General features: G+C 63.5%; 24 protein-coding genes, 1 tRNA gene and 1 pseudogene. 16 read left to right on the top strand and 10 right to left on the bottom strand.

The features are described 5' to 3' along the window. Nucleotides 1-124 precede the first annotated feature (124 nt). Entirely contained in the window at nucleotides 125-1,477 is a 1,353-nt protein-coding gene (gene miaB / locus ACX36O_RS11225; RefSeq protein ID WP_488359798.1) for a tRNA (N6-isopentenyl adenosine(37)-C2)-methylthiotransferase MiaB, read from the top strand. Between the two features lie 37 nt (nucleotides 1,478-1,514). On the opposite strand, the gene ACX36O_RS11220 is transcribed toward miaB, so the two are convergent. Both ACX36O_RS11220 and ACX36O_RS11215 read right to left on the bottom strand, forming a co-directional pair. After that, nucleotides 1,515-1,826 (bottom strand): helix-turn-helix domain-containing protein, encoded by a 312-nt coding sequence (locus ACX36O_RS11220; protein ID WP_488359797.1) that lies wholly within the window; start codon nucleotides 1,824-1,826, stop codon nucleotides 1,515-1,517. Next, nucleotides 1,783-2,190 carry a type II toxin-antitoxin system RelE/ParE family toxin gene (locus tag ACX36O_RS11215; protein WP_488359796.1) on the bottom strand — a complete coding sequence of 136 codons (408 nt, stop codon included), beginning with the start codon at nucleotides 2,188-2,190 and terminating at the stop codon, nucleotides 1,783-1,785. Before ACX36O_RS11215 ends, ACX36O_RS11220 begins: the two co-directional genes overlap by 44 nt. A 195-nt stretch (nucleotides 2,191-2,385) precedes the next feature. Between ACX36O_RS11215 and ACX36O_RS11210 the strand changes: the two genes are divergently transcribed. The 6 genes from ACX36O_RS11210 (at nucleotide 2,386) to ACX36O_RS11185 (ending at nucleotide 6,891) form a co-directional block, all read left to right on the top strand. Next, nucleotides 2,386-3,237, top strand: coding sequence for an ABC transporter ATP-binding protein (locus ACX36O_RS11210; protein ID WP_371686607.1), 852 nt, complete (start codon nucleotides 2,386-2,388; stop codon nucleotides 3,235-3,237). Next, nucleotides 3,234-4,013 (top strand): lipid asymmetry maintenance ABC transporter permease subunit MlaE, encoded by a 780-nt coding sequence (gene mlaE / locus ACX36O_RS11205; protein WP_488359795.1) that lies wholly within the window; start codon nucleotides 3,234-3,236, stop codon nucleotides 4,011-4,013. The genes ACX36O_RS11210 and mlaE overlap by 4 nt, the downstream gene beginning before the upstream one ends. A 22-nt stretch (nucleotides 4,014-4,035) precedes the next feature. Further along, the gene (gene mlaD, locus ACX36O_RS11200; RefSeq protein WP_213361615.1) at nucleotides 4,036-4,656 is read left to right on the top strand and encodes an outer membrane lipid asymmetry maintenance protein MlaD; all 621 of its coding nucleotides are present in this window, start codon (nucleotides 4,036-4,038) and stop codon (nucleotides 4,654-4,656) included. 60 nt (nucleotides 4,657-4,716) lie between these two features. Further along, nucleotides 4,717-5,736: an MlaA family lipoprotein gene (locus ACX36O_RS11195; protein WP_488359794.1), complete on the top strand. Its 1,020-nt coding sequence runs from the start codon at nucleotides 4,717-4,719 to the stop codon at nucleotides 5,734-5,736. 178 nt (nucleotides 5,737-5,914) lie between these two features. Then, a complete protein-coding gene (locus ACX36O_RS11190; protein ID WP_488359793.1) occupies nucleotides 5,915-6,556 on the top strand; it encodes an MlaC/ttg2D family ABC transporter substrate-binding protein in 642 nt (213 codons plus the stop codon). Between the two features lie 2 nt (nucleotides 6,557-6,558). After that, nucleotides 6,559-6,891, top strand: coding sequence for an STAS domain-containing protein (locus ACX36O_RS11185; protein WP_213361609.1), 333 nt, complete (start codon nucleotides 6,559-6,561; stop codon nucleotides 6,889-6,891). Between the two features lie 94 nt (nucleotides 6,892-6,985). On the opposite strand, the gene ACX36O_RS11180 is transcribed toward ACX36O_RS11185, so the two are convergent. Both ACX36O_RS11180 and ACX36O_RS11175 read right to left on the bottom strand, forming a co-directional pair. Next, nucleotides 6,986-7,468, bottom strand: a complete 483-nt coding sequence (locus tag ACX36O_RS11180; RefSeq protein ID WP_488359792.1) for a hypothetical protein — start codon at nucleotides 7,466-7,468, stop codon at nucleotides 6,986-6,988. A 263-nt stretch (nucleotides 7,469-7,731) separates the two neighbouring features. Further along, nucleotides 7,732-7,818 (bottom strand) — tRNA-Leu (locus tag ACX36O_RS11175). Nucleotides 7,819-7,897: 79 nt separating this feature from the next. On the opposite strand from ACX36O_RS11175, the gene cysM reads away from it, so the two are divergent. Together cysM and ACX36O_RS11165 are read left to right on the top strand one after the other, a co-directional pair. Continuing rightward, a complete protein-coding gene (cysM, locus tag ACX36O_RS11170; RefSeq protein ID WP_488359791.1) occupies nucleotides 7,898-8,800 on the top strand; it encodes a cysteine synthase CysM in 903 nt (300 codons plus the stop codon). A 12-nt stretch (nucleotides 8,801-8,812) separates the two neighbouring features. Continuing rightward, a complete protein-coding gene (locus ACX36O_RS11165; RefSeq protein ID WP_488359790.1) occupies nucleotides 8,813-9,067 on the top strand; it encodes a sulfurtransferase TusA family protein in 255 nt (84 codons plus the stop codon). A 334-nt stretch (nucleotides 9,068-9,401) separates the two neighbouring features. On the opposite strand, the gene ACX36O_RS11160 is transcribed toward ACX36O_RS11165, so the two are convergent. Together ACX36O_RS11160 and coq7 are read right to left on the bottom strand one after the other, a co-directional pair. Continuing rightward, nucleotides 9,402-9,866, bottom strand: a complete 465-nt coding sequence (locus tag ACX36O_RS11160) for an OsmC family protein (RefSeq protein WP_488359789.1) — start codon at nucleotides 9,864-9,866, stop codon at nucleotides 9,402-9,404. Nucleotides 9,867-9,972: 106 nt separating this feature from the next. After that, nucleotides 9,973-10,626 carry a 2-polyprenyl-3-methyl-6-methoxy-1,4-benzoquinone monooxygenase gene (gene coq7, locus ACX36O_RS11155; protein ID WP_488359788.1) on the bottom strand — a complete coding sequence of 218 codons (654 nt, stop codon included), beginning with the start codon at nucleotides 10,624-10,626 and terminating at the stop codon, nucleotides 9,973-9,975. Between the two features lie 572 nt (nucleotides 10,627-11,198). On the opposite strand from coq7, the gene ACX36O_RS11150 reads away from it, so the two are divergent. Both ACX36O_RS11150 and ACX36O_RS11145 read left to right on the top strand, forming a co-directional pair. Beyond that, the gene (locus ACX36O_RS11150) at nucleotides 11,199-12,323 is read left to right on the top strand and encodes a porin (protein WP_488359787.1); all 1,125 of its coding nucleotides are present in this window, start codon (nucleotides 11,199-11,201) and stop codon (nucleotides 12,321-12,323) included. Between the two features lie 233 nt (nucleotides 12,324-12,556). Continuing rightward, entirely contained in the window at nucleotides 12,557-13,930 is a 1,374-nt protein-coding gene (locus ACX36O_RS11145) for an OmpP1/FadL family transporter (protein ID WP_488359786.1), read from the top strand. A gap of 124 nt (nucleotides 13,931-14,054) precedes the next feature. Here ACX36O_RS11145 and ACX36O_RS11140 read toward each other — a convergent pair whose 3' ends face one another. The 3 genes from ACX36O_RS11140 to metK form a co-directional block, all read right to left on the bottom strand. Continuing rightward, nucleotides 14,055-14,435: a PIN domain-containing protein gene (locus tag ACX36O_RS11140; protein ID WP_213361599.1), complete on the bottom strand. Its 381-nt coding sequence runs from the start codon at nucleotides 14,433-14,435 to the stop codon at nucleotides 14,055-14,057. After that, nucleotides 14,432-14,635 carry a DUF2191 domain-containing protein gene (locus ACX36O_RS11135; RefSeq protein ID WP_091813055.1) on the bottom strand — a complete coding sequence of 68 codons (204 nt, stop codon included), beginning with the start codon at nucleotides 14,633-14,635 and terminating at the stop codon, nucleotides 14,432-14,434. Before ACX36O_RS11135 ends, ACX36O_RS11140 begins: the two co-directional genes overlap by 4 nt. A 128-nt stretch (nucleotides 14,636-14,763) precedes the next feature. Further along, on the bottom strand, nucleotides 14,764-15,942 hold the full coding sequence (gene metK, locus ACX36O_RS11130; RefSeq protein WP_488359785.1) for a methionine adenosyltransferase: 1,179 nt from the start codon (nucleotides 15,940-15,942) through the stop codon (nucleotides 14,764-14,766). A 279-nt stretch (nucleotides 15,943-16,221) separates the two neighbouring features. Between metK and ACX36O_RS11125 the strand changes: the two genes are divergently transcribed. The 4 genes and pseudogenes from ACX36O_RS11125 (at nucleotide 16,222) to ACX36O_RS11110 (ending at nucleotide 18,815) form a co-directional block, all read left to right on the top strand. Beyond that, entirely contained in the window at nucleotides 16,222-17,085 is an 864-nt protein-coding gene (locus ACX36O_RS11125) for a lysophospholipid acyltransferase family protein (RefSeq protein ID WP_371686597.1), read from the top strand. Then, a complete protein-coding gene (locus ACX36O_RS11120; RefSeq protein ID WP_371686596.1) occupies nucleotides 17,082-18,092 on the top strand; it encodes a lysophospholipid acyltransferase family protein in 1,011 nt (336 codons plus the stop codon). Before ACX36O_RS11125 ends, ACX36O_RS11120 begins: the two co-directional genes overlap by 4 nt. Before the next feature lie 74 nt (nucleotides 18,093-18,166). Then, a complete protein-coding gene (locus ACX36O_RS11115) occupies nucleotides 18,167-18,457 on the top strand; it encodes a nucleotidyltransferase family protein (protein ID WP_091815332.1) in 291 nt (96 codons plus the stop codon). Between the two features lie 74 nt (nucleotides 18,458-18,531). Further along, a pseudogene (locus ACX36O_RS11110) lies at nucleotides 18,532-18,815 on the top strand (HepT-like ribonuclease domain-containing protein). On the opposite strand, the gene yihA reads toward ACX36O_RS11110, so the two are convergent. Next, nucleotides 18,799-19,596, bottom strand: a complete 798-nt coding sequence (yihA, locus tag ACX36O_RS11105; RefSeq protein WP_371686595.1) for a ribosome biogenesis GTP-binding protein YihA/YsxC — start codon at nucleotides 19,594-19,596, stop codon at nucleotides 18,799-18,801. The pseudogene ACX36O_RS11110 and the gene yihA overlap by 17 nt on opposite strands. A 167-nt stretch (nucleotides 19,597-19,763) precedes the next feature. Between yihA and ACX36O_RS11100 the strand changes: the two genes are divergently transcribed. Continuing rightward, nucleotides 19,764-20,402 (top strand): c-type cytochrome, encoded by a 639-nt coding sequence (locus ACX36O_RS11100; protein ID WP_091813059.1) that lies wholly within the window; start codon nucleotides 19,764-19,766, stop codon nucleotides 20,400-20,402. The last annotated feature ends 87 nt before the right edge of the window (nucleotides 20,403-20,489 follow it).

Raw genomic sequence — 20,489 nt, 5'->3', positions numbered from 1 at the left:
TGTGATCCGCTCTTGGTCAAATCCCGCGTCCGGAATAAAATACACGGTTACGCCCAGCGCCGGTCCATTCCTGCGCAGGCACCCCTTTCCAGCCTCTGGATCAACACCACGAACCGCTGACGCCATGACCGACACCACCACCGCCCCCAAGAAAGTCTTCATCAAAACCTTCGGCTGCCAGATGAACGAGTACGACTCGGACAAGATGGCCGACGTGCTCGGCGCAGCCCAAGGCTACGAGAAGACCGACAACCCCGAGGATGCCGACCTGATCCTGTTCAACACCTGCTCCGTGCGCGAAAAGGCGCAGGAAAAGGTCTTCAGCGATCTGGGCCGCGTCAAGCACCTCAAGGCCAAGGGCGTCAAGATTGGTGTCGGCGGCTGCGTCGCCAGCCAGGAAGGCGAGGAAATCATCAAGCGCGCTCCCTTCGTCGATGTGGTGTTCGGCCCGCAAACCCTGCACCGCCTGCCCGAACTGCTCACCCAAAGCACCGCTCAGCAAAAGGCCCAGGTCGACATCAGCTTCCCCGAAATCGAGAAGTTCGACCACCTGCCGCCGGCACGCGTGGAGGGCGCCAGCGCCTTCGTCTCCATCATGGAAGGCTGTAGCAAGTATTGCAGCTACTGCGTCGTGCCCTACACGCGCGGCGAGGAATTCAGCCGCCCGTTCGAGGAAGTGCTGGTCGAAGTCGCCGGCCTGGCCGAGCAGGGCGTCAAGGAAATCACGCTGCTGGGCCAGAACGTCAACGCCTACCGCGGCAAGATGGGCGACAGCGACGAAATCGCCGACTTTGCCCTGCTGATCGAATACGTGGCCGAAATCCCCGGCATCGAGCGCATCCGCTACACCACCAGCCACCCCAACGAATTCACCCAGCGCCTGATCGACGTCTACGCCAAAGTGCCGCAACTCGTCAGCCACCTGCACCTGCCCGTGCAACACGGCAGTGACCGCATCCTGATGGCCATGAAGCGCGGCTACACCGCGATGGAATACAAGAGCATCATCCGCAAGCTGCGCGCCGTGCGCCCGGACATGTCCATGAGCAGCGACTTCATCGTCGGCTTCCCCGGCGAGACGGAAGAGGATTTCCAGAAGATGATGCAGCTGATCGACGACGTCGGCTACGACAGCTCCTTCAGCTTCATCTTCAGCCCGCGCCCCGGCACGCCCGCCGCCAACCTGCATGACGACACCCCGCACGAAGTCAAGCTCAAGCGCCTACAGCAACTGCAGGCCAAACTCGAAGAAAACGTGCGCCGCCTCAGCGCCAGTCGCGTCGGCACCGTGCAGCGCATTCTGGTCGAAGGCCCCTCGCGCAAGGATCCCAATGAGCTGATGGGCCGCACCGCCTGCAACCGCATCGTCAACTTCCCCGCCGGCCCGCAGCGCGACCGCCTGATCGGGCAGATGCTGGACGTGCGCATCACCAGTGCGCTGCCGCATTCGCTGCGTGGCGAAATCGTTGTCGCATAACGGCCAAGGCGCTGCACCGCGGTTGAGATAAGGGAGTTCAGTGCGCCGGCTCGAACGGATGCACCAGGATGTCTGCATCCGGAAACGAGGCCACCAGCTTCAGCTCGCCCCCCAGGGCCCTGACGTACTCGCGCAAAGTGCTGACGTACATGTCATCGCGGCGCTCCAGCTTCGAGACAGCGGCTTGCTCCACGCTCATCGCCTTGGCCAGCTGGACTTGCGTCACTTTCCGCGTCTTGCGCAACTCCTGCAGTTGCATTTCGACGAGCATTGCCTCGGCGCGGGCTGCTGCGCGTGCCTGGGATTCAGGCGACATCCCGGCACGCAATTCGCTGAATTTCCTGGCCATTGATCTGTCCCTCCTTCTTCAAAGTCTGGATGTGCGTGTCGTAGAGCCTGTCAGCGATAGGCACATGCACTGCATACCAGCGTTCGTCACCCGTCTTGTCCCCGCCCAGCAACAGGATGGCGCAGCGGCGAGGGTCAAACGCATACAAAATCCGGTACGGCCGACCTTCATGCTGAATACGAAGTTCACGCATGTGGGAATGCTTTGACCCCGCGATTCCCGAGGTGTGCGGAAAGCCCAGGTTCGGTCCTCTTTCCTCCAGAAGCCGCACTGACGCATCAATGGACTCCTGTTCGGTCTCGTCCAATCCGGCCCACCACTCACCGAGTTCATCGGTGTATTCCACTTCCCATTTATTGGGCATTATTCCTCCTGACGACTATTCCGTCAAGGGAATATCAAAATATGGAAAATAATAAAAAAGCCGTAATTATGCAATGGGCGACGGGGTCTTTTCATGGTCCATCCGTTCGCAACAGAATGTATTGCCACCGCCGCGCGCCGACAAATTCACACTGCTCCCAAAGGATGATTTCCGCCGCCAATTAGAATGCTGCGTATGTCATCCGTTTCACCCGAGTCCTTGGTCGAGCCGTCCGTGCCGCTGGTACAGCTGCAGCATGTCCATTTCGGCTACGGCGGCCCGCGCAAGATCCTTGAAGATCTCTCGCTGGACGTGCCGCGCGGCAAGGTCACGGCCATCATGGGCGCCTCCGGCGGCGGCAAGACCACCGTGCTGCGCCTGATCGGTGGCCAGCAACGTGCCCAGCAGGGCCAGGTACTGTTCGACGGGCAGGACATCGGCAAGCTCAGCCAGACCGAGCTCTACGCTGCCCGCCGCCGCATGGGCATGCTGTTCCAGTTCGGCGCGCTGTTCACCGACATGAACGTGTTCGACAACGTGGCCTTCCCGCTGCGCGAGCACACGCGCCTGCCCGAATCCATGATCCGCGACATCGTGCTGATGAAGCTCAACGCCGTCGGCCTGCGCGGCGCGCGCGACCTGATGCCGAGCGAAGTCTCCGGCGGCATGGCCCGCCGCATCGCCCTGGCCCGCGCCATCGCGCTCGATCCCGAACTGGTCATGTACGACGAGCCCTTCGCCGGTCTCGATCCGATCTCGCTCGGCACCATCGCGCGCCTGATCCGCGAACTGAACGACGCCATGGGCCTCACCAGCATCATCGTCTCGCACGACCTGGTGGAAACCTTCCTGATCGCCGACCACATCGTCATCCTGGCCAATGGCGGCGTCGCCGCGCAAGGCACGCCGGAAGAAGTCCGCAACAGCAGCGATCCGCTGGTGCACCAGTTCGTCAACGCCCAGCCCGAAGGCCCGGTGCGCTTCCACTACCCCGGCCCCACCCTGGGCGAAGACTTCGGCCTCGCCCGCCAGAAAGGCCGCCCATGAGCATGCTCAATCCCGCCGACATCGGCTACGCCGTCCGCCAGCAGATCGTGCGCCTCGGCACCGGCGCGCGCCTGTTCGCGCGGCTCATCACTTCCTTGGGCGCCTGGCGCCGCTTCGGCCTGATCCGCGATCAGGTGCACTTCCTGGGCAACTACTCGCTCTCCATCATCGCCATCTCCGGCCTGTTTGTCGGCTTCGTGCTGGGCCTGCAGGGCTACTACACGCTCAAGAGCTTCGGCTCGTCCGAATCGGTTGGTCTGCTGGTGGCGCTCAGCCTGCTGCGTGAACTGGGCCCGGTCGTCACCGGCCTGCTGTTCGCCGGCCGCGCCGGCACCTCGCTCACCGCCGAAATCGGCCTGATGAAGGCCGGCGAGCAACTCGACGCCATGCAGATGATGGCCGTCGATCCGGTGCAGCGCATTCTGGCGCCGCGCTTCTGGGGCGGTGTCATCGCCATGCCGATCCTGGCCGCCATCTTCAGCGCCGTCGGCATCATCGGTGCCTGGCTGGTCGCCGTGCAGCTCATCGGCCTCGATCCCGGCTCCTTCTGGAGCCAGATGCAGAACGGGGTCGACGTCTGGAAGGACGTGGCCAACGGCGTCATCAAGAGTTTCGTGTTCGGCATCGCCGTCACCTTCATTGCCCTGCTCGAAGGCTACAGCGCCCGGGCCACGCCCGAAGGCGTGTCGCGCGCCACCACCCGCACCGTGGTGGTGGCATCGCTCACCGTGCTCGCGCTCGACTTCCTGCTCACCGCCATGATGTTCAGCATCTGACCGCATTCCAAGGAAAGCTTCCATGCAACGTTCCAAAATCGATATCTGGGTCGGCCTGTTCGTGCTGCTGGGTGCAGCCGCACTGCTGTTCCTGGCCCTGCAAGCCGGCAACTTGCTCAGCCTCAGTGGTGGCGGCGGCTACCAGGTGCAGGCCCAGTTCCAGGACATCGGCGGCCTCAAGCCCAAGTCTGCCGTCAAGAGCTCCGGCGTGGTCGTCGGCCGCGTCAAGAGCATCGACTTCGACGACAAGACCTACCAGGCCACCGTCACGCTCGACATGAACGAGCGCTACCACTTCCCCAACGACAGCTCGCTCAAGATCATGACCAGCGGCCTGCTGGGCGACCAGTACATCGGCATCGAGGCCGGCTACAGCGACACCAACTGGAAAGCCGGAGACAAAATCACCAACACCCAGTCCGCTGTCGTGCTCGAGAACCTGATCGGCCAGTTCATGAACAGCAAGGCGCTCGAAGCCGGCACGCCGCCGGCCGGTAGCGAAAGTGCCGAGCCGGCCACAGACGCAACACCGGCGGATGCCGAAGCCGCGCCCGCAGCGTCTGCCGTGCACGGTCAGGCAAGCGCCGATGATCCGGCCACCGCTGCAGGCGCTGCCTCTGCGGCAAGTGCAGCCGCACGCTAAGCAACTGCGATCCCAGAAAGTCCCGGCGCCGCCGCTCACAACCGCGTTTCGAGCCCCATCATGAACCATCCGTCCACCGCCATCCGCCGTACAGCCCTGCGCCGCACCACCGCCGTGCTCTGCCTCGGCAGCGCCGCCGTACTCGCCGGTTGCGCCACCGGCCCCAACGCCCACCCGCGCGATCCGCTCGAGCCCTGGAACCGCGGCGTCTACAAGTTCAACGACGCCGTTGACCAGGCCGTGCTCAAGCCGGTCGCCACTGTCTACACCAAGGTCACGCCCAACTTCGTGCAAAGCGGCGTGCGCAACTTCTTCAACAACCTGACCGATGCCTGGTCGGCGATAAACAGCGCGCTGCAGTTCAAGGGCCAGGAGGCCATGGACAACTTCTGGCGCTTCACCATCAACACCACCTTCGGCCTCGGCGGCGTGTTCGACGTCGCCAGCGAGGCGCAGATTCCGCGCGTCAAGCAGGATTTCGGCCTCACGCTCGGCCGCTGGGGCGTGGGCACCGGTCCGTACCTGATGCTGCCGCTGCTTGGCCCCTCCACCGTGCGTGACACCGTGGCCCTGCCGGTCGACATGAACGGCAACCCCATCGGTGCCATCGAGCACGTGCCCACGCGCAACCAGGTCACTGCCCTCAGCGTGATCAACCAGCGTGCCCAGCTGCTCGATGCCAGCGACCTGCTCAACCAGGCCGCGCTCGACCCCTACAGCGTCCTGCGCGATGCCTACCTCCACACGCGCGATGCCGGCAAGCGCAGCGCGGCCCTGGCAGCGTCCGCAGGCGCCTCGGCCCCTGCCGATGGCGCCGACAGCGATGGCTACGAGCCGCCGCCGGAAGGCATGGAGGGCGAGGCGCCGGCAGGCGCCGCCTCCGCCTCCGTGCCAGCCACCCCGGCAGCTCCCTCCGGCCCCGGCGCGGATGCCGACGGTTACGAGCCCCCGCCGGAAGGCTTCGAACCCGAGAGCGGCGCCCCGGTGCAAAAAGGCCCGACTCCCTACTATGTGCCCGCCGTGCCGCAGCTGCTGGAGCATCTGGATCCGAACTGGGGCACCAACTTCTGGCGCCGCTGAACCACAGTATTTGTAACAATGACGGCAAGGGAAGCAACAAGGCACATCGCCGCCACGGCTGGCGTTGCACCGTGTTGCAACTCGGCCCCGCGCTGGCGGAAACCCTTGCCATGATCAGGTATCCAATGCCTGTCCGCGCAAACCGCACAGTGCACGCAACCAACAAGGAGCAAAGAACATGATGATGAATCGCCGTACCCTGACCCGTATCGCTGGTGCCGCCGCCCTGGCCGCTGCAGTGGCCACGCCGTCCTTCGCCGCCGACCTGGCTCCCGATGCCATGGTGCTGAAGGTTTCCGGCGAAACCCTGGCTGCCATCAAGGCCGACAGGGCGCTGCAGGGCGGTGACATCAACAAGATCATCGCGCTGGTCGACAGCAAGGTCATGCCCCATGTCGATTTCGCCCGCATGACGGCCTCGGCTGTCGGCCCGGCCTGGCGCAACGCCACCCCGGCCCAGAAAGGCCAGCTGCAGCAGGAATTCAAGCGCCTGCTGGTGCGCACCTATGCCGGCGCTTTCAACTCCGTCGGCAACCGTGAGGTCAAGGTACTGCCCATGCGTGCTGGCTCCGCTGGTGCCAATGACGTGGTCGTGCGCAGCCAGCTGGTCGGCTCCGGCGACCCTGTCAGCCTCGACTACCGCCTGACCCGCACCCCAGGCAAGGGTCTGGGCTGGAAGGCCTACAACCTGAACATCGGCGGCGTCTGGATGATCGACTCCTACAAGCAGCAGTTTGCCCAGGAAGTCAACACCAAGGGCATCGACGGTCTGATCGCCACCCTGGCGGCCAAGAACAAGTCCAACGCAGGCGGCAAGTAAGCATGACCACCCGCGAGCCTTCCGCCGGCAGCACGCCCGTCATCAGCCTGGCCCTGCCGGTCCGGCTGGACGCCACCAACGCCGGCACGGTCACGCAGGCCCTGATGGCGCGCCTGCGCGAGGGCGGGCAAGGGCAGCAGGCCCAGGTCGACGCAAGTGCGCTGCAGAGCTTCGACTCTTCGGCGCTGGCGACCTTGCTGGCCCTGCAGCGGCAGGCGATGGAGCGGGGCGCCAGCCTGCACCTGCACGCGGCACCGGTGCGCCTCGTCGAACTGGCGCGCCTGTATGGCGTGCATGAGTTGCTGCTCCCCGCGCCGGCCGCGCAGCCTGCCTGAGCGCCTGCCTCGCGCAACGCACGAAAAAAAACGCCCCGGTCTGCCTTGCGGCATCGGGGCGTTGTCACGTATGGCCCTGACGGGGCCGGCGTGCTTACGACTTGCTGCTGTCCTTGGCGGCGGCAGCTGGTGCTGCCGGCTCGGCTGCAGGCGGCACGGCTTCAGCCTTGGCCGGTTCTGCCGCCTTCTTCGGGGTCGCTGCCTTCTTGGCAGCAGGCTTGGCAGCCTTGGCTGCGGCTTTCACCGTTTCGGACGGCTTGGTGCTGGCGGCCTTCTTTTTCGGTGCCGGCTTGGCAGCAGCCTTCGGGGCGGCCGGAGCGTCGCCCGCCGCCGTCATGCCGGCTAGATGCATGGAGGCATCGTACAGGCGGGACTTGCCGGCAAAGTGGCGATCCAGGCGCCACTCCTGCAGGATTTCCAGGGCCAGCTTGAACTTGTCATAGTCCAGCAGATAGATGTCGGTGATCGGGAAGTCGATTTCCGACTCCAGCGCCAGCACCAGACGCGACAGGGTAATGGCGTCGGCACTGCTGGAGTTGCTTTCGATGAACTTCCGCGCTTCTTTGATGGCACGCATGTTGAAATTTCCTAGGCTGTGGGTTCTGGTATCCGATTCTCGCCGGGGCAATCCGCATTATCCAGATACCGTCCGACCGATACGGGCGGGTTAGCCGGATTTTAGGGGCAACCCTGATACGCCAGAAGGGGGTGTCATGAATCTTTCACACCGGTGTCGCAGAGAGGCCCTTGTGCGCCAAGTCCGCGCCGGAAAAAAGAAAAACCCGCATGCCTGATGAGGGTATGCGGGCTTGTCTGCTGGCTGTTGTCCAGTGCCATAACTGGTGCCGAAGGCCGGAATCGAACCGGCACGAGGTCGCCCCCGGCAGATTTTGAATCTGCTGCGTCTACCAATTTCGCCACTCCGGCAGGAGAAGTAGAATCAAGCCGATAATTATGACATAAAGCCGTTCCCACGGCGTGGCCACTACACCACTGCGAGCAGCGCATGCACTACCCCACCATCGAACATTTCATTGGCAAAACCCCGCTGGTGCGGCTCCAGCGCATCGGCGCCCAGGCCAACGCGGCACGCGGCAACGTGGTGCTCGGCAAGCTCGAGGGCAACAACCCCGCAGGTTCGGTCAAGGACCGTCCTGCGCTGTCCATGATTCTGCAGGCCGAGGCGCGCGGCGAGATCCGCCCCGGCGATGCCCTGATCGAAGCCACTAGCGGCAACACCGGCATCGCGCTGGCCATGGTAGCCGCCATCCGCGGCTACCGCATGATCCTCATCATGCCCGAGGATCTCAGCATCGAGCGCGCCCAGTGCATGCGTGCCTACGGCGCCGAACTCATCCTCACCCCGCGCAGCGGCGGCATGGAATACGCGCGCGACCTGGCCCTGCAGATGCAGGCCGATGGCAAGGGCCGCGTGCTCGACCAGTTCGGCAACAGCGACAACCCGCTCATCCACTACCAGACCACCGGCCCCGAGATCTGGCAGGACACCCGTGGCCAGATCACCCATTTCGTCAGCGCCATGGGCACCACTGGCACCATCACCGGCGTGGCGCGCTACCTCAAGGAGCAGAATCCCGCCATCCGCATCATCGGCGCGCAGCCGGCCGATGGCTCGCGCATTCCCGGCATTCGCAAGTGGCCGCAGGAATACCTGCCCAAGATCTATACGCCCGAGCTGGTGGACGAACTGGTGCTGGTCTCCCAGTCTGACGCCGAGGACATGTGCCGCCAGCTGGCGCGCGAAGAGGGCATCTTTGCCGGCATCTCGGCAGCCGGCGCCTGCTGGGTGGCCCAGCAACTGGCCGCTACCGTCGAAAATGCCACTATCGTCTTCGTCGTCTGCGACCGCGGCGACCGCTACCTGTCTACCGGTGTCTTCCCCGCCTGAGGATCCTGTTTCATGCCTACCGATGCAAGCGCAACCCCCCTGCACCACGACACCGAAATCGACACCAGCGGTCTGCAGTGCCCGCTGCCCATTCTGCGCGCCAAGAAGGCGCTGAATGCCATGGAAAGCGGCCAGGTGCTGCGCGTCATCACGACCGACCCGGGTGCCGAGCGCGATTTCCAGGCCTTTGCCGTGCAGACTGGCAACACCTTGCTCAGCCAGCAGATGTACGGCCAGCGCGGCGTTCACTATCTGCGCCGGCGCTGAGCCGCCGGAGGAGGGCCGCACACAGGCAGCCGCGCCTGCCCTCCGGGCTTGTCTCCTTGCCCCCGACGAAGCAAAAAAAAGCCCCAAGTCTTGTGGACTTGGGGCTGAATCCACCTGATAGGAGGGTGGAGGAGACAACTATTGCATGAAACTGAATAATGCAACGGTTCAAAGTTTAGCCAAAATTTTGCTGCAGTGCACATAAGCAGCGTGACCAAATGCACGGCGCTGCCCAAAAACCTCGTTTTTTTGCGAACGTCTGTGCTTTCCTGGCAACACTTTGGGGGCTAAGTCCGCATTTTTCCGAGAAATTCAGAAAAATTTCACAAATTTGTCATGGCTGAGCCTGTTTGCTGTCGATCAGGGTGAGGCTGGTCGTCATCTCTGCCGTGCGGCCGAGCATGGCGCTGGCAGAGCAGTATTTTTCGTGGCTCATCGCAATGGCGCGCTCCACGGCGGCTTGCGGCAGGCCCGCGCCACGCACCTCGAAAGCCATGTGGATGCGGGTAAATACCTTGGGATCGGTCTCGGCGCGTTCGGCCTCGATCGCCACGCTGCAACCCTCCACGGCATGGCGCCCGCGCTTGAGAATCAGCACCACGTCATAGCTGGCGCAGCCGCCCAGGCCGGCCAGCAGCATTTCCATCGGGCGCGGCGCCAGATTCTGTCCGCCATTTTCCGGACGCACGGCATCCGGCGCGCCATCCATCATCACCGTATGGCCGCTGCCGGTTTCGGCCACAAACCCCATGCCCGACCGTGTGGCCAGGCCGCCAGTCCAACTCACCCTGCATTCCATCGCGCCTCTCCTGAAAGATCCGGAGCGCTGATTGTAGGGGCCAGCCGGTTGCCCGGGCCGAAGCGGGGCTGTTCGACGGGAAAATGCCGGGGCCGGCCCGCGGCGGTCAGAGGCGGTGCGCCACCGTCGTCATCACCTTGGCGGCGAGCCGCATCAGGCCCTGCACTGGCGTGCTCAGGGGTGCGGCACCGGCATTGAGGGCGGCATCGGCATGGCGCTGTTCGTCTTCCTTCATCTGTTGCACGATCACGCGCGAAGCCGCGTCGCCGGCAGGCAGGCGTTCCAGGTGGCTGTGCAGGTGCGCTTCCACCTGGCGCTCGGTTTCCACCACAAAGCCCAGGCTGTTGCGGTCGCTCACGCGGCCCATCACCATGCCCAGGGCAAAGGCGCCGGCATACCAGAAGGGATTGAGCAGCGAGGGGCGGTCGCCCAGTTCATTCAGGCGCTGCTGTGTCCAGGCGAGATGGTCCATCTCCTCGCGTGCCGCCTCTTCGAAGTGCGCGCGCAACTCCGGATCGCGCGTGGCCAGCGCCTGCGACTGGTACAGCGCCTGCGCGCAGATTTCGCCCACATGGTTCACCCGCATCAGCGCACCGGCCAGGCGCTTGTCATCGGCGGTCAGCGCGGCGTCCTGCACCAGGGTGGACACGCCCTCGCGCTCGGGCGGATAGGGGGCGCTGGCATGGGGCGGAGCAAACAGCACGCGCAAGGTGGCATCGGCGGCGTTCAGCCAGGAGTCCAGGGGGGATGGTTGTTGCATGAGGCGCTAATAAACAAACAGGGGGTTGATGGCGCGATGCGAGGCAGCACCGCCTGTCACACCAGGCATTTTAGGGAGAACCCGGGCCGGGCGCGGCCTGCCTGACGTTGCCATTGCACCACGGATCGGTGGTGCCACCCATACCCGGACGGCAACGCTGCCCCGGCTTGCCGGCGGCCAGTCGGGAGCAGCAAGGGCCGGTTTGCCCGATGCGGTGGCGGGAGGGGCGCCACGGGGTGAACTTAAAGCAATTCCTCAAGTGTGCCCCCCAATGGCACGGTGCGTGCCGCGTTGCCGCAGTACGGGTGGGGCGCACCAGTTGGCACAAAACCGCGCCGCTTGTCCAGCGCGGGCTGTTTTTGTCGCTTCGAGGCAACAAACCTGTTGTCGGTCTGCAACGATGCGCAGATAAAAGTGTGATTTCCTTTGCTGAAGGGGGGAAGCTCTGGTGCAATAGAGACAACTTCCGAAAAGGAGGTTGGCCCGGGGAACCGGGGGCTGCGCAAAAAAGGCACAACGCCAGCGCAAGCCCACGAACCGGTGCCCTATGTTTAACCTTGGAGAAACTTGCAATGAAAAAATCTCTGATTGCTATCGCTGCTCTGGCTGCTGTGGGCGCCGCTTCCGCTCAGTCTTCCGTGACCCTGTATGGTCTGGCTGACGTGTATTTTGGTCAGAATAAATCCACCGAAGTTGGTTTCAATAACGGCGTGCTGGAAAAGACCGTTACTAAGGAGACCGGCTTCAACTCCGGCGGTCTGCAGGGCAGCCGCATCGGCGTGAAGGGTGTGGAAGACCTGGGCAACGGTCTGAAGGCCGTGTTCAACTACGAAATGGGCTTCAACGCTATCGACGGCGCGCTGGGTAGCAACGGTGCTTCCGGCGTGGGCTTCGGTCGTCGCGCTGTGGTGGGTGTGCAGGGTGGCTTCGGCTCCGTGCTGCTGGGCCGTGACTACACCCCCCTGTTCAACCTGCTGGCTGCCAGCTCTGTTGATGGCCTGTCTTCCTTCGAAACTGTGAGCGGTGCTATCCGTACTGACCGTACCAACGGTATCCACTACGCTGGCAACTTCTCTGGCGTTGGTGTGCAGGCATTCGCTGGTTACAACAAGGTTGACACCGACACGAACGAAGTTGTGTCTGGCCTCAAGACCACAGACACCACCGATAAGTACCAGGGCTACGGTCTGGGCGTGAGCTACGCCAACGGCCCCCTGATGGTTGGTATCGCTGGCCAGGAATTCAAGGGCACTACCTCCAACGCCCTGGCTTCTTCCAACGACGTTAGCAAGCGTACTGAAGCTGGCGTTGGTGCATCCTACGACTTCGGCGCAGCCAAGCTGTTCGCCAACTACGTGAACACCCGTGAGCGTAGCACCTCCAATGGCATTTCCAACGGCAAGGTCAAGGCTGAAGAAGCCAACATCGGCGTGCGCGTGCCGTTCGGTGCTGCTTCCGTGATGGCTGGCTACGGTCACAACCGTGTCAAGATCCACGACGGCGCTGGCAACCTGATCAGCAAGGCCAAGGGTAACGACTGGGTTGTGGGCGCCAACTACGCCTTCAGCAAGCGCACCGACGTGTACGCTCGCGTTGGCCGCACCGACGACCTGAAGTGGAAAGACGCTGCTGGCAACAACACCGGCGCTTCCTACAAGTCTGAGAACGTGGCTGTTGGCCTGCGTCACAAGTTCTAATTCACGGCTGGCATGAGCCAGCTTTGAATGAGCTTTACGCGAAAGCCACCCTTCGGGGTGGCTTTTTTGCGTCTGCCATCAAGCTGGGCAGTGTCCAAAACGCAACGATTTAGCACGGTCGTTCGGGATTGTCCCTATTCGAACTTTCCGCGTGCTTTTTACAATTTGATCCAGCGAATCAATGGGATACGCTGACTCGAAAAGCGTTGTTTGGACACAGTTTAGGAGACAAGATGAAACGTAATGCTATTGGCGCCGCCGTTCTGCTGGCCATGCTGCCTGTCACGGGTGCATTTGCAGCCGGCCTCGATCGTTCCGGCCAGCCGGTGGCCCCCCTGTTCCAGCAGGGCAACCTGGTGGAACTGGGCTGGACGTCCCTGTTCCCGACCGTGGAGGGCAAGGAAAACGGTGGCCAGCAGCGCGCCATTCCCAACATGGCGGACAAGTACTCCTTCCCGTCCGCAGCGGTTAAGTACCAGGCCAATGACCAATGGTCGTTCTCGTTCCTGTACGACCATCCGTTCGGTGCAGATGCTGCCTATGAAGGTACCAATATCTTTACCACCACTCCGACCGAGCGCGCGGCGGCTGCCACGCTTCCATTGGCAGCCAAGCTGGCGGCCGCCAACCCCACATGGAGCCAAGACCAGATCAAGGCGGCCGTCCAGGGTTTGCTCGCGCCCACGCCCACGCCTAGCCCCGAACAAATTGCAGCACGTCAAGCCGTAGCGAAGTATTCGACCTTGGCAACGGGTTCCGATGCGACCAACGTCAGCGTTACCACACAGAGTTTCTCCCTGATTGCCGGCTTCCAGCCCAACAAGAACTGGCACTTCTACGGCGGCCCGGTCTACCAGACCGTCAAGGGTGACTTGAGCCTGCGCGGTGCGGCTTACTCCGTTTTCAACGGCTACGACGCCACCTTCCATAACTCGGGTGCCTGGGGCTTCCTGGCGGGTGCCGCCTACCAGATTCCCGACATCGCCTTCCGCGCTGCGCTGACTTACCGTTCGGCCATCAAGCATGATGTGGACACCACCGAAAACTTCGTCAACTACCAGAAGCTGGGCGGTGCAGCCGGCACCAGCAGCACCACGCGGATCAAGACGCCGCAATCCGTCAACCTGGACCTGCAAAGCGGCGTGGCGCCCAACACGGTGGCCTTTGCCAACCTGCGCTGGGTGGACTGGTCCAGCTTCAGCATCCGTCCGGGCCAGTTCGGCGCCGTTTCGAAGGATCTTGGCCCGTACGTTGGCAAGCCCAACGGCTTCAACCTGGTCGAGTACGGAAAGGACCAATACAGTGCCACCGTAGGTGTGGGCCGCAAGTTCAACGAGCAATGGGCCGGCAACATGTCCCTGGGCTGGGACAGCGGCACGGGCGAATACGTGACCACCCTGGGCCCGACCAAGGGCAACTGGAACCTGGGCATCGGCGCGCAGTACAGCCCGACCAAGAACTTCTACGTGGGCGTCGGCGCCAAGTACTTCTGGCTGGGGGATGCCAAGGCCCAGGTCGCCTCCAATGTCGGTAGCACAACGTATCAGGCCGACTTCAAGGACAACAACGCCGTGGCCGTGGGCGTGAAAGTGGGTTACCGCTTCTGATCCCGGTCCGCTGACCCAGTTGGAAAGAGCGTCGCTTGTGCGGCGCTCTTTTTTTAACCAATCACCCTCCCCGAAACCTTGGGTGGTTCAAAATTGCGTGGCGAGATCGAATCCGCTCTGCACCCTAATGCAATGCCGGCTCGTAAGCGACGAAAAATCGTTGTGCGAGCTTGGCAAGACGTTTGTCGGCTGTCCACAGCAGGGCTCCGGCTGTGAGCAGGGTGGACGACAGCAGCAACAGATCCACCAGACCGCAGCCCAGGCCATACAAGTGTTCACGCTGGATGAAATCGAGGACTTCCGGCAAGGCTGCTTGCTGGGACTGCGGAAGGAGCAACAAGCTGCTCAGGGTTTGGTCCCGCTGGGGGGGAGTGCCGCAGGCTATTTCGCCGATCACGAGCGGGTGTGCCATGACCCGGTTGAGACTCAGCAACTCAACCAGCGTGGAGTTTCCATGCCTGAAGTGTTCGACCCAGATCGAAGTGTCAACCAGAACCTGTTTCATTGCTCGCCACTTTCGCGGCGGCGTGGAATCTCCTGCATCTGAGGGGCGGTGCCGCCCAGCGCGGCCAGCCGTTTTCCGGCCTGCACCTGGATGAAAATCTTGATGGCCTCCCGGAACAGGTCAGCCTTGTCCATGGAAGCGTCCGCAACTTCCAGCGCTTGCCTGTACAGCCGATCATCAATCGTCACGGTGGTTCTCATACTTGCTCCTGCATCAAATTTGCTATCACATTACATCATATTTGATGTGACTTCAAGTGGCTCCCGTATGTTGGAACAAAAAGAGGCGCTTGCGCGCCTCGTTCGTATTCAGGGTCGTCAATCAGGTCTCATAGCCCGGCTGCCGCCCGCAGCAGCGCCGCCTTGTCCGTCTGCTCCCAGCTGAATTCCGGCTCGCTGCGGCCAAAGTGGCCATAGGCGGCGGTCTTGGTGTAGATCGGGCGCTGCAGGTTCAGCATCTCGATGATGCCCTTCGGACGCAGGTCGAAGTGGTCCTGCACCAGCTTTTCGATGGCATGGTCCTCGATCACGCCGGTGCCTTCGGTGTACACCGTCACGTTGATCGGGCGCGCCACGCCGATGGCGTACGACACCTGGATCTGGCACTGGCGCGCCAGGCCGGCCGCCACGATGTTCTTGGCCACATAGCGCGCGGCATAGGCGGCAGATCGGTCCACCTTGGTCGGATCCTTGCCGCTGAAGGCGCCACCGCCGTGCGGGCAGGCACCGCCGTAGGTGTCCACGATGATCTTGCGGCCGGTCAGGCCGCAGTCGCCCTGCGGCCCGCCCACCACGAAGCGGCCGGTGGGGTTGATCAGGAATTCGGTGTCCACCAGCATCTCGGCCGGAATCACCGGCTTGACGATGCTCTCGACGATGGCCTCGATGAACTCGGGCTTCATCTTGTCGCCCACGCTCATGTCGGGCGTGTGCTGGCTGGAGATGACCACGGTCTGCACGCTTTGCGGCTTGCCGTCCACATAGCGCATGGTGACCTGGGCCTTGGCGTCCGGGCGCAGGAAGGGCAGGGTGCCATTCTTGCGCAGTTCGGCCTGGCGTTCCATCAGGCGGTGGGCAAAGTGGATGGGCGCGGGCATCAGCTCGGGCGTTTCATCGCAGGCGTAGCCGAACATCAGGCCCTGGTCGCCGGCGCCGGTGTTGAGGTGGTCGTCGCTGGCGTGGTCCACGCCCTGGGCGATGTCGTTGCTCTGCTTGTCGTAGCAGACCATCACGGCGCAGCCCTTGTAGTCGATGCCGTAGGCGGTGTCGTCGTAGCCGATCTGCTTGATGGTGTCGCGCGCCACCTGGATGTAGTCCACGTTGGCATTGGCGGTGATTTCGCCGGCCAGCACCACCAGGCCGGTGTTGGTCAGCGTTTCGGCCGCCACGCGCGCGCGCGGGTCCTGCTCGAGCAGGGCGTCGAGGATGGCATCGGAGATCTGGTCGGCAACCTTGTCGGGGTGGCCTTCAGAGACGGATTCGGAAGTGAAGAGAAAGTCGTTCGCCATGCGGGGAAGCTCCATTTTTTGTTGGCACGGTTGAAACAGACGCGTTGCCAATCGAGAGCCTGGCGAACGCTTTAGCAGTAGGCCGCTGTGCCGGTGGGCAGGCCCTGGATGGCTGGCTGCAGGGGTTTGCCTGCTGCCTTCCCGCATCCCCGTGCGACAATGTCGGAGGATGGATCGCCCTGCAAGTTGCTCGTTTAACTCGGCGATGGGCGTTATTGTAATGAATCCGTCAAAACCCGGCCAGAAGTGCAGGTTCTGCCCTGGCTGCAAACACTTGCCATGGATCAACTGTTTCGATTTTTTGCCCGTTTCCCTCTCTGGCTGCTGCACGGCATGGGCGCCGTGGTGGGGTGGCTGGTGTATGGCCTGTCGTCGCGCTACCGCCAGCGCTGGGCCGAGAACCGCGATCAGGCCGGCCTGAGCAAGGCGCAGGTGCGCGGCGCCATCGCGCACGGCGGGCGCATGATCTTCGAGTTGCCGCGCATCTGGTTCGGCAAGCCCGTGCCCTATCAGTGGCAGGGGGTGGAGCACGTGGAGCGCGCATATGCGGCGGGCAAGGGCGTGGTGTTCCTCACGCCGCACATGGGCTGCTTCGAGATCACGGCGCAGGCGCTGGCCGAGAAATTCGGTCCGCAGTATGGCGACCTCACCGTGCTCTACCGCCCGGCGCGCCAGGCCTGGCTGGCCGAGATGATGAAGCATGTGCGCCACCGTCCGGGGCTGAAGTCGGCGCCGACCACGCTGGCCGGCGTGCGCCAGATGATCAAGGCGCTGCGCAAGGGCGAGGCCGTGGGCCTGTTGCCCGATCACGTGCCGCCCGAAGGGCAGGGGCTGTGGGCGCCGTTCTTCGGACGCCCGGCCTACACCATGACGCTGGCGGCCAAGCTGGTGCAGCAGACCGGGGCCGAGGTGATCGTAATCTGGGGCGAGCGGCTGCCGCACGGGCGGGGATTCCTGCTGCATTGCGGTCCGCTGTCCGAACCTCTGCCGGCCGAGCTGGAGCCCGCCGTGGCGCAAATCAACCGCGAGATGGAAAAGGTGATCCTGGCTGACCCCAATCAGTACATGTGGAGCTATGCGCGCTATCGCCAGCCGCGGCCGCAGCCGGCGGTGGAGCAGGCGGGCAAGGAGCCTGTGGCATGAGCGAGCCGTCGCAGCGTGACATGACGCCCCCGGTTGCGGGAAGTACACCCGTGGGCGAGGCGCGGGCGCCCGCTCGGGCGGCGCAGGCTTCGGAGCGCCCGCTGAAGCCGCAGGAAAAGGAGTTGCCCCCGCTCGGCGGCCGGGAGCGTCTCTGGTACGCGGTGCTGGGCGTGCTGGCGTATCTGCCGCTGTGGGTGTGGCGCGCCCTGGGGGCTGCGCTGGGAAGCCTGTTGTACTGGGCCATTCCGCGTCGCCGCCATGTGGCGCTGGTGAACCTGGCGCTGTGCTTTCCGGAGTGGAGCGAGGCCGAGCGCAAGCGCGTGGTGCGGCGCCACTTCATCGTGTTCGTGCAAACCTTTTTCGACCGCATCTGGCTCTGGCATGGCAGCCCGGAGCTGTTGCGCAAGCGCCTGCGCATGGTGGGCGATGTGCAGGCCCTGCAGGGCGATGAGCCAACCATCCTGTTTGCGCCGCATTTCGTCGGGCTGGATGCCGGCGGCATGGCCTTGTCGGGGCAGTTGCCGCAGCGCGATTTCATCTCCATCTACACGCCGCAGCGCAATGCGGGGGCCGACCGCTGGCTGCGGCGCGGCCGCACGCGCTTCGAGAATGCGCGCGTGGTGTGGCGGCGGGACGGGGTGAAACCCATCATCGCGGCGCTGCGGCAGGGCGGCATGCTCTACCTGCTGCCCGACATGAACTTCGGCCCGCAGGAGTCGATTTTCGTGACCTTCTTCGGCCAGCCCGCGGCCACCGTGCCTTCGCTGTCACGCTTTGCACGGCTGGGCAGGGCGCAGGTGGTGACCACTGTCACCTTTCTCGATCCGCATGGCTACACCATGCATGTGGAAGGGCCGTGGAAGGACTTTCCCACGGCCGATGTCGAGGCCGATACCCAGCGCATGAATACTTACCTCGAGGCCTGGGTGCGCAAGCGCCCGCACGAGTATTTCTGGGTGCACAAGCGCTTCAAGACGCGGCCGGAGGGGATGCCGCCGGTGTATTGAGGGTGAGCGCGGAATTTGACTTTTGGCATCAATGTGGAATGATGCAATTGTCTTTTCGCATTCTTCTGATGACCATGCGTCCTTCCGTAGCCCTCCACGCCAGACGATATGCTGTGCTTGCAGCAACGCAGCGTTTTGGTGTGTCCAATCCGCGCGTGTTTGGCTCGGTGTTGCGGGGCACTGATACAGAGGGCAGCGACCTGGATCTTCTGGTGGATGCGAAGCCGGGAACGACCTTGTTTGACCTCGGGGGACTCAAGGACGAGCTTGAGGAGGCTTTGGGAATCACCGTGGATGTGCTGACGCCGGCCGATTTGCCCGCCAAGTTCCGCGCCGCTGTTCTGGCGGAGGCGCGGGCCATATGAGCATCAACCGGTTGCCGGACTATATCGAGCACATGCAGCAGGCTGCGTCGGACGCCTGAGTCTTTACCGCGGGGCTGTCCAAGGCGGATTGTCTTGAGGACAAGCGCACGCAGCAAGCAGTCATCATGAGTCTCATCATTCTTGGCGAAGCGGCCACCAAGGTGATGGATGGCTATCGTGATTTTACGGCCAGCCATGCAGAAATTCCATGGCGCAGCATGGGGGGATGCGTAATCGCATCGCGCATGGCTATTTCGAGATCAATCTGGAGCTTGTCTGGGATACTGTGCAGCAGGCCTTGCCCGAGCTGTTGGCGCAGCTGCCTCGGGTGCATGCCGCTGCTATGGAGCAGGGCTAGCGTCGTCTCCCATGTTGTCGGGGTCGTCAAGACATTCCGGCTCATCGGGAGCATCTGCATCAGGGAACCCGCTCTCGGATGTGGGCAGGTCACCATTGTCGTGCGTCCAGTCCCACAGCAGTTGCGCCACTTCGGCCACGCCCTGCTTCTTCAAGGCCGAGAACAGCATCACATCGCCGCCGCCAGCCTGCAGACGCGTGATGGAGAGCACCTTGGCGGCTTCGCTGCGGGTGAGCTTGTCGGCCTTGGTGAGCAGCACCAGGAATTTCAGGCCTTCCTCCACGCGCGGGCGGATGGCCTCGAGCAACAGTTCGTCCAGCTCCGTCAGGCCCAGACGCGGATCACTCATCAGCACCACGCCCTTGAGGTTCTTGCGCGTGACCAGGTAGTTGGCCATCACGCGCTGCCAGCGCTGCTTGTCGGCCAGCGGCACCGAGGCGTAGCCGTAGCCAGGCAGGTCGGCCAGCACCGCATCGGTCTCGCCCTGGCGGCCGAGCGCGAACAGGTTGATGTGCTGGGTGCGGCCCGGCGTCTTGGAGGCGTAGGCCAGCTGGCGCTGCTGCGTGAGCGTGTTGATGCAGGTGGACTTGCCGGCGTTGGACCGGCCGACGAAGGCAATCTCGGGAACGTCCAGCTCGGGCAGCTGGTGCAGCTGCGCGGCAGTGGTGAGGAAGCGCGCGGTGTGCGTCCAGCCCAGCGCGGTTGGCGTCTTGGGCGGTTTGGCGGGAGCGGCGGGCTTGCTGCGGGACGCAGACTTGGGGGAGCGCGGAGAGGCGGCCATGGCGGAATCGCTGTGAAGGGTCTTGCCCGGGAGCAAGCATTGCTGCGCGAATGGCAACAGAAAATGAAGGCAGGGTTATTTTTGGTTACCTTGCGTTGTAGAATGAAAGAGTTTACCCGGATTGAGCGGTCTTCCGGGGTCTCTGTTCACTACGGACCCATGCAACCATGAAGCCTGTTATCTCTTTTGCTGCTTCCCTGATTTCCGCCGCGATGCTGGCTGCTGCCGGTTCGGCCGTGGCTGCCACGCCCGCTGCTGCTCCTGCTGCTCCCAACCTGGAAAAGGGCAAGGCATCGTTCAATGCAGTGTGTGCTGCCTGCCACGCGGCTGACGGCAACTCCACCATTGCCGCCAACCCGGTCCTGGCCCAGCAGCACCCCGAGTACATCATCAAGCAGCTGCAGGAATTCAAGGAAAACAAGCGCAAGGGCACCGTCATGGCCGGCTTTGCCGCTCCGCTGAGCGATGAAGACATGCGCAACATCGCCTACTTCGTGCACAGCCAGAAGGCCAAGCCCCAGGCCGCCACCAACAAGGATACGCTCGCCCTGGGCGAGAAGATCTGGCGCGGCGGCATCATCGCCCGTGGCGTTCCTGCCTGCGCAGCCTGCCACAGCCCCAACGGCGCCGGCATGCCGATCAAGTATCCGCGTCTGGCAGGCCAGCACGCCGGCTACACCGAGCTGCAGCTCAAGGAATTCCGCGACGGCATCCGCACCAACGACAAGGTCATGCCCGAAGTGGTCAACGGCATGAACGATGCCCAGATCAAGGCGGTTTCCGACTTCATCCAGGGCCTGCGCTGATCCTGACGCTTTCGGCGGCCAGCAGTTCGCGCTGCCGGAGCAGCAGGTGCAGGGCTCCTGCCATACCTCAAGAGCGGGCTGCGGCCC

It is taken from the genome of Brachymonas sp. KE5, assembly GCF_057773645.1.
This window is presented reverse-complemented; position numbering and strand designations above follow the sequence as displayed.

Excerpts from the sequence above, each read along its gene's own strand:
- miaB (WP_488359798.1), top strand. The coding sequence starts at position 125 with ATGACCGACACCACCACCGCCCCCAAGAAAGTCTTCATCAAAACCTTC.
- ACX36O_RS11220 (WP_488359797.1), bottom strand. The coding sequence starts at position 1,826 with ATGGCCAGGAAATTCAGCGAATTGCGTGCCGGGATGTCGCCTGAATCC.
- ACX36O_RS11215 (WP_488359796.1), bottom strand. The coding sequence starts at position 2,190 with ATGCCCAATAAATGGGAAGTGGAATACACCGATGAACTCGGTGAGTGG.
- ACX36O_RS11210 (WP_371686607.1), top strand. The coding sequence starts at position 2,386 with ATGTCATCCGTTTCACCCGAGTCCTTGGTCGAGCCGTCCGTGCCGCTG.
- mlaE (WP_488359795.1), top strand. The coding sequence starts at position 3,234 with ATGAGCATGCTCAATCCCGCCGACATCGGCTACGCCGTCCGCCAGCAG.
- mlaD (WP_213361615.1), top strand. The coding sequence starts at position 4,036 with ATGCAACGTTCCAAAATCGATATCTGGGTCGGCCTGTTCGTGCTGCTG.
- ACX36O_RS11195 (WP_488359794.1), top strand. The coding sequence starts at position 4,717 with ATGAACCATCCGTCCACCGCCATCCGCCGTACAGCCCTGCGCCGCACC.
- ACX36O_RS11190 (WP_488359793.1), top strand. The coding sequence starts at position 5,915 with ATGATGATGAATCGCCGTACCCTGACCCGTATCGCTGGTGCCGCCGCC.
- ACX36O_RS11185 (WP_213361609.1), top strand. The coding sequence starts at position 6,559 with ATGACCACCCGCGAGCCTTCCGCCGGCAGCACGCCCGTCATCAGCCTG.
- ACX36O_RS11180 (WP_488359792.1), bottom strand. The coding sequence starts at position 7,468 with ATGCGTGCCATCAAAGAAGCGCGGAAGTTCATCGAAAGCAACTCCAGC.
- cysM (WP_488359791.1), top strand. The coding sequence starts at position 7,898 with ATGCACTACCCCACCATCGAACATTTCATTGGCAAAACCCCGCTGGTG.
- ACX36O_RS11165 (WP_488359790.1), top strand. The coding sequence starts at position 8,813 with ATGCCTACCGATGCAAGCGCAACCCCCCTGCACCACGACACCGAAATC.
- ACX36O_RS11160 (WP_488359789.1), bottom strand. The coding sequence starts at position 9,866 with ATGGAATGCAGGGTGAGTTGGACTGGCGGCCTGGCCACACGGTCGGGC.
- coq7 (WP_488359788.1), bottom strand. The coding sequence starts at position 10,626 with ATGCAACAACCATCCCCCCTGGACTCCTGGCTGAACGCCGCCGATGCC.
- ACX36O_RS11150 (WP_488359787.1), top strand. The coding sequence starts at position 11,199 with ATGAAAAAATCTCTGATTGCTATCGCTGCTCTGGCTGCTGTGGGCGCC.
- ACX36O_RS11145 (WP_488359786.1), top strand. The coding sequence starts at position 12,557 with ATGAAACGTAATGCTATTGGCGCCGCCGTTCTGCTGGCCATGCTGCCT.
- ACX36O_RS11140 (WP_213361599.1), bottom strand. The coding sequence starts at position 14,435 with ATGAAACAGGTTCTGGTTGACACTTCGATCTGGGTCGAACACTTCAGG.
- ACX36O_RS11135 (WP_091813055.1), bottom strand. The coding sequence starts at position 14,635 with ATGAGAACCACCGTGACGATTGATGATCGGCTGTACAGGCAAGCGCTG.
- metK (WP_488359785.1), bottom strand. The coding sequence starts at position 15,942 with ATGGCGAACGACTTTCTCTTCACTTCCGAATCCGTCTCTGAAGGCCAC.
- ACX36O_RS11125 (WP_371686597.1), top strand. The coding sequence starts at position 16,222 with ATGGATCAACTGTTTCGATTTTTTGCCCGTTTCCCTCTCTGGCTGCTG.
- ACX36O_RS11120 (WP_371686596.1), top strand. The coding sequence starts at position 17,082 with ATGAGCGAGCCGTCGCAGCGTGACATGACGCCCCCGGTTGCGGGAAGT.
- ACX36O_RS11115 (WP_091815332.1), top strand. The coding sequence starts at position 18,167 with ATGCGTCCTTCCGTAGCCCTCCACGCCAGACGATATGCTGTGCTTGCA.
- yihA (WP_371686595.1), bottom strand. The coding sequence starts at position 19,596 with ATGGCCGCCTCTCCGCGCTCCCCCAAGTCTGCGTCCCGCAGCAAGCCC.
- ACX36O_RS11100 (WP_091813059.1), top strand. The coding sequence starts at position 19,764 with ATGAAGCCTGTTATCTCTTTTGCTGCTTCCCTGATTTCCGCCGCGATG.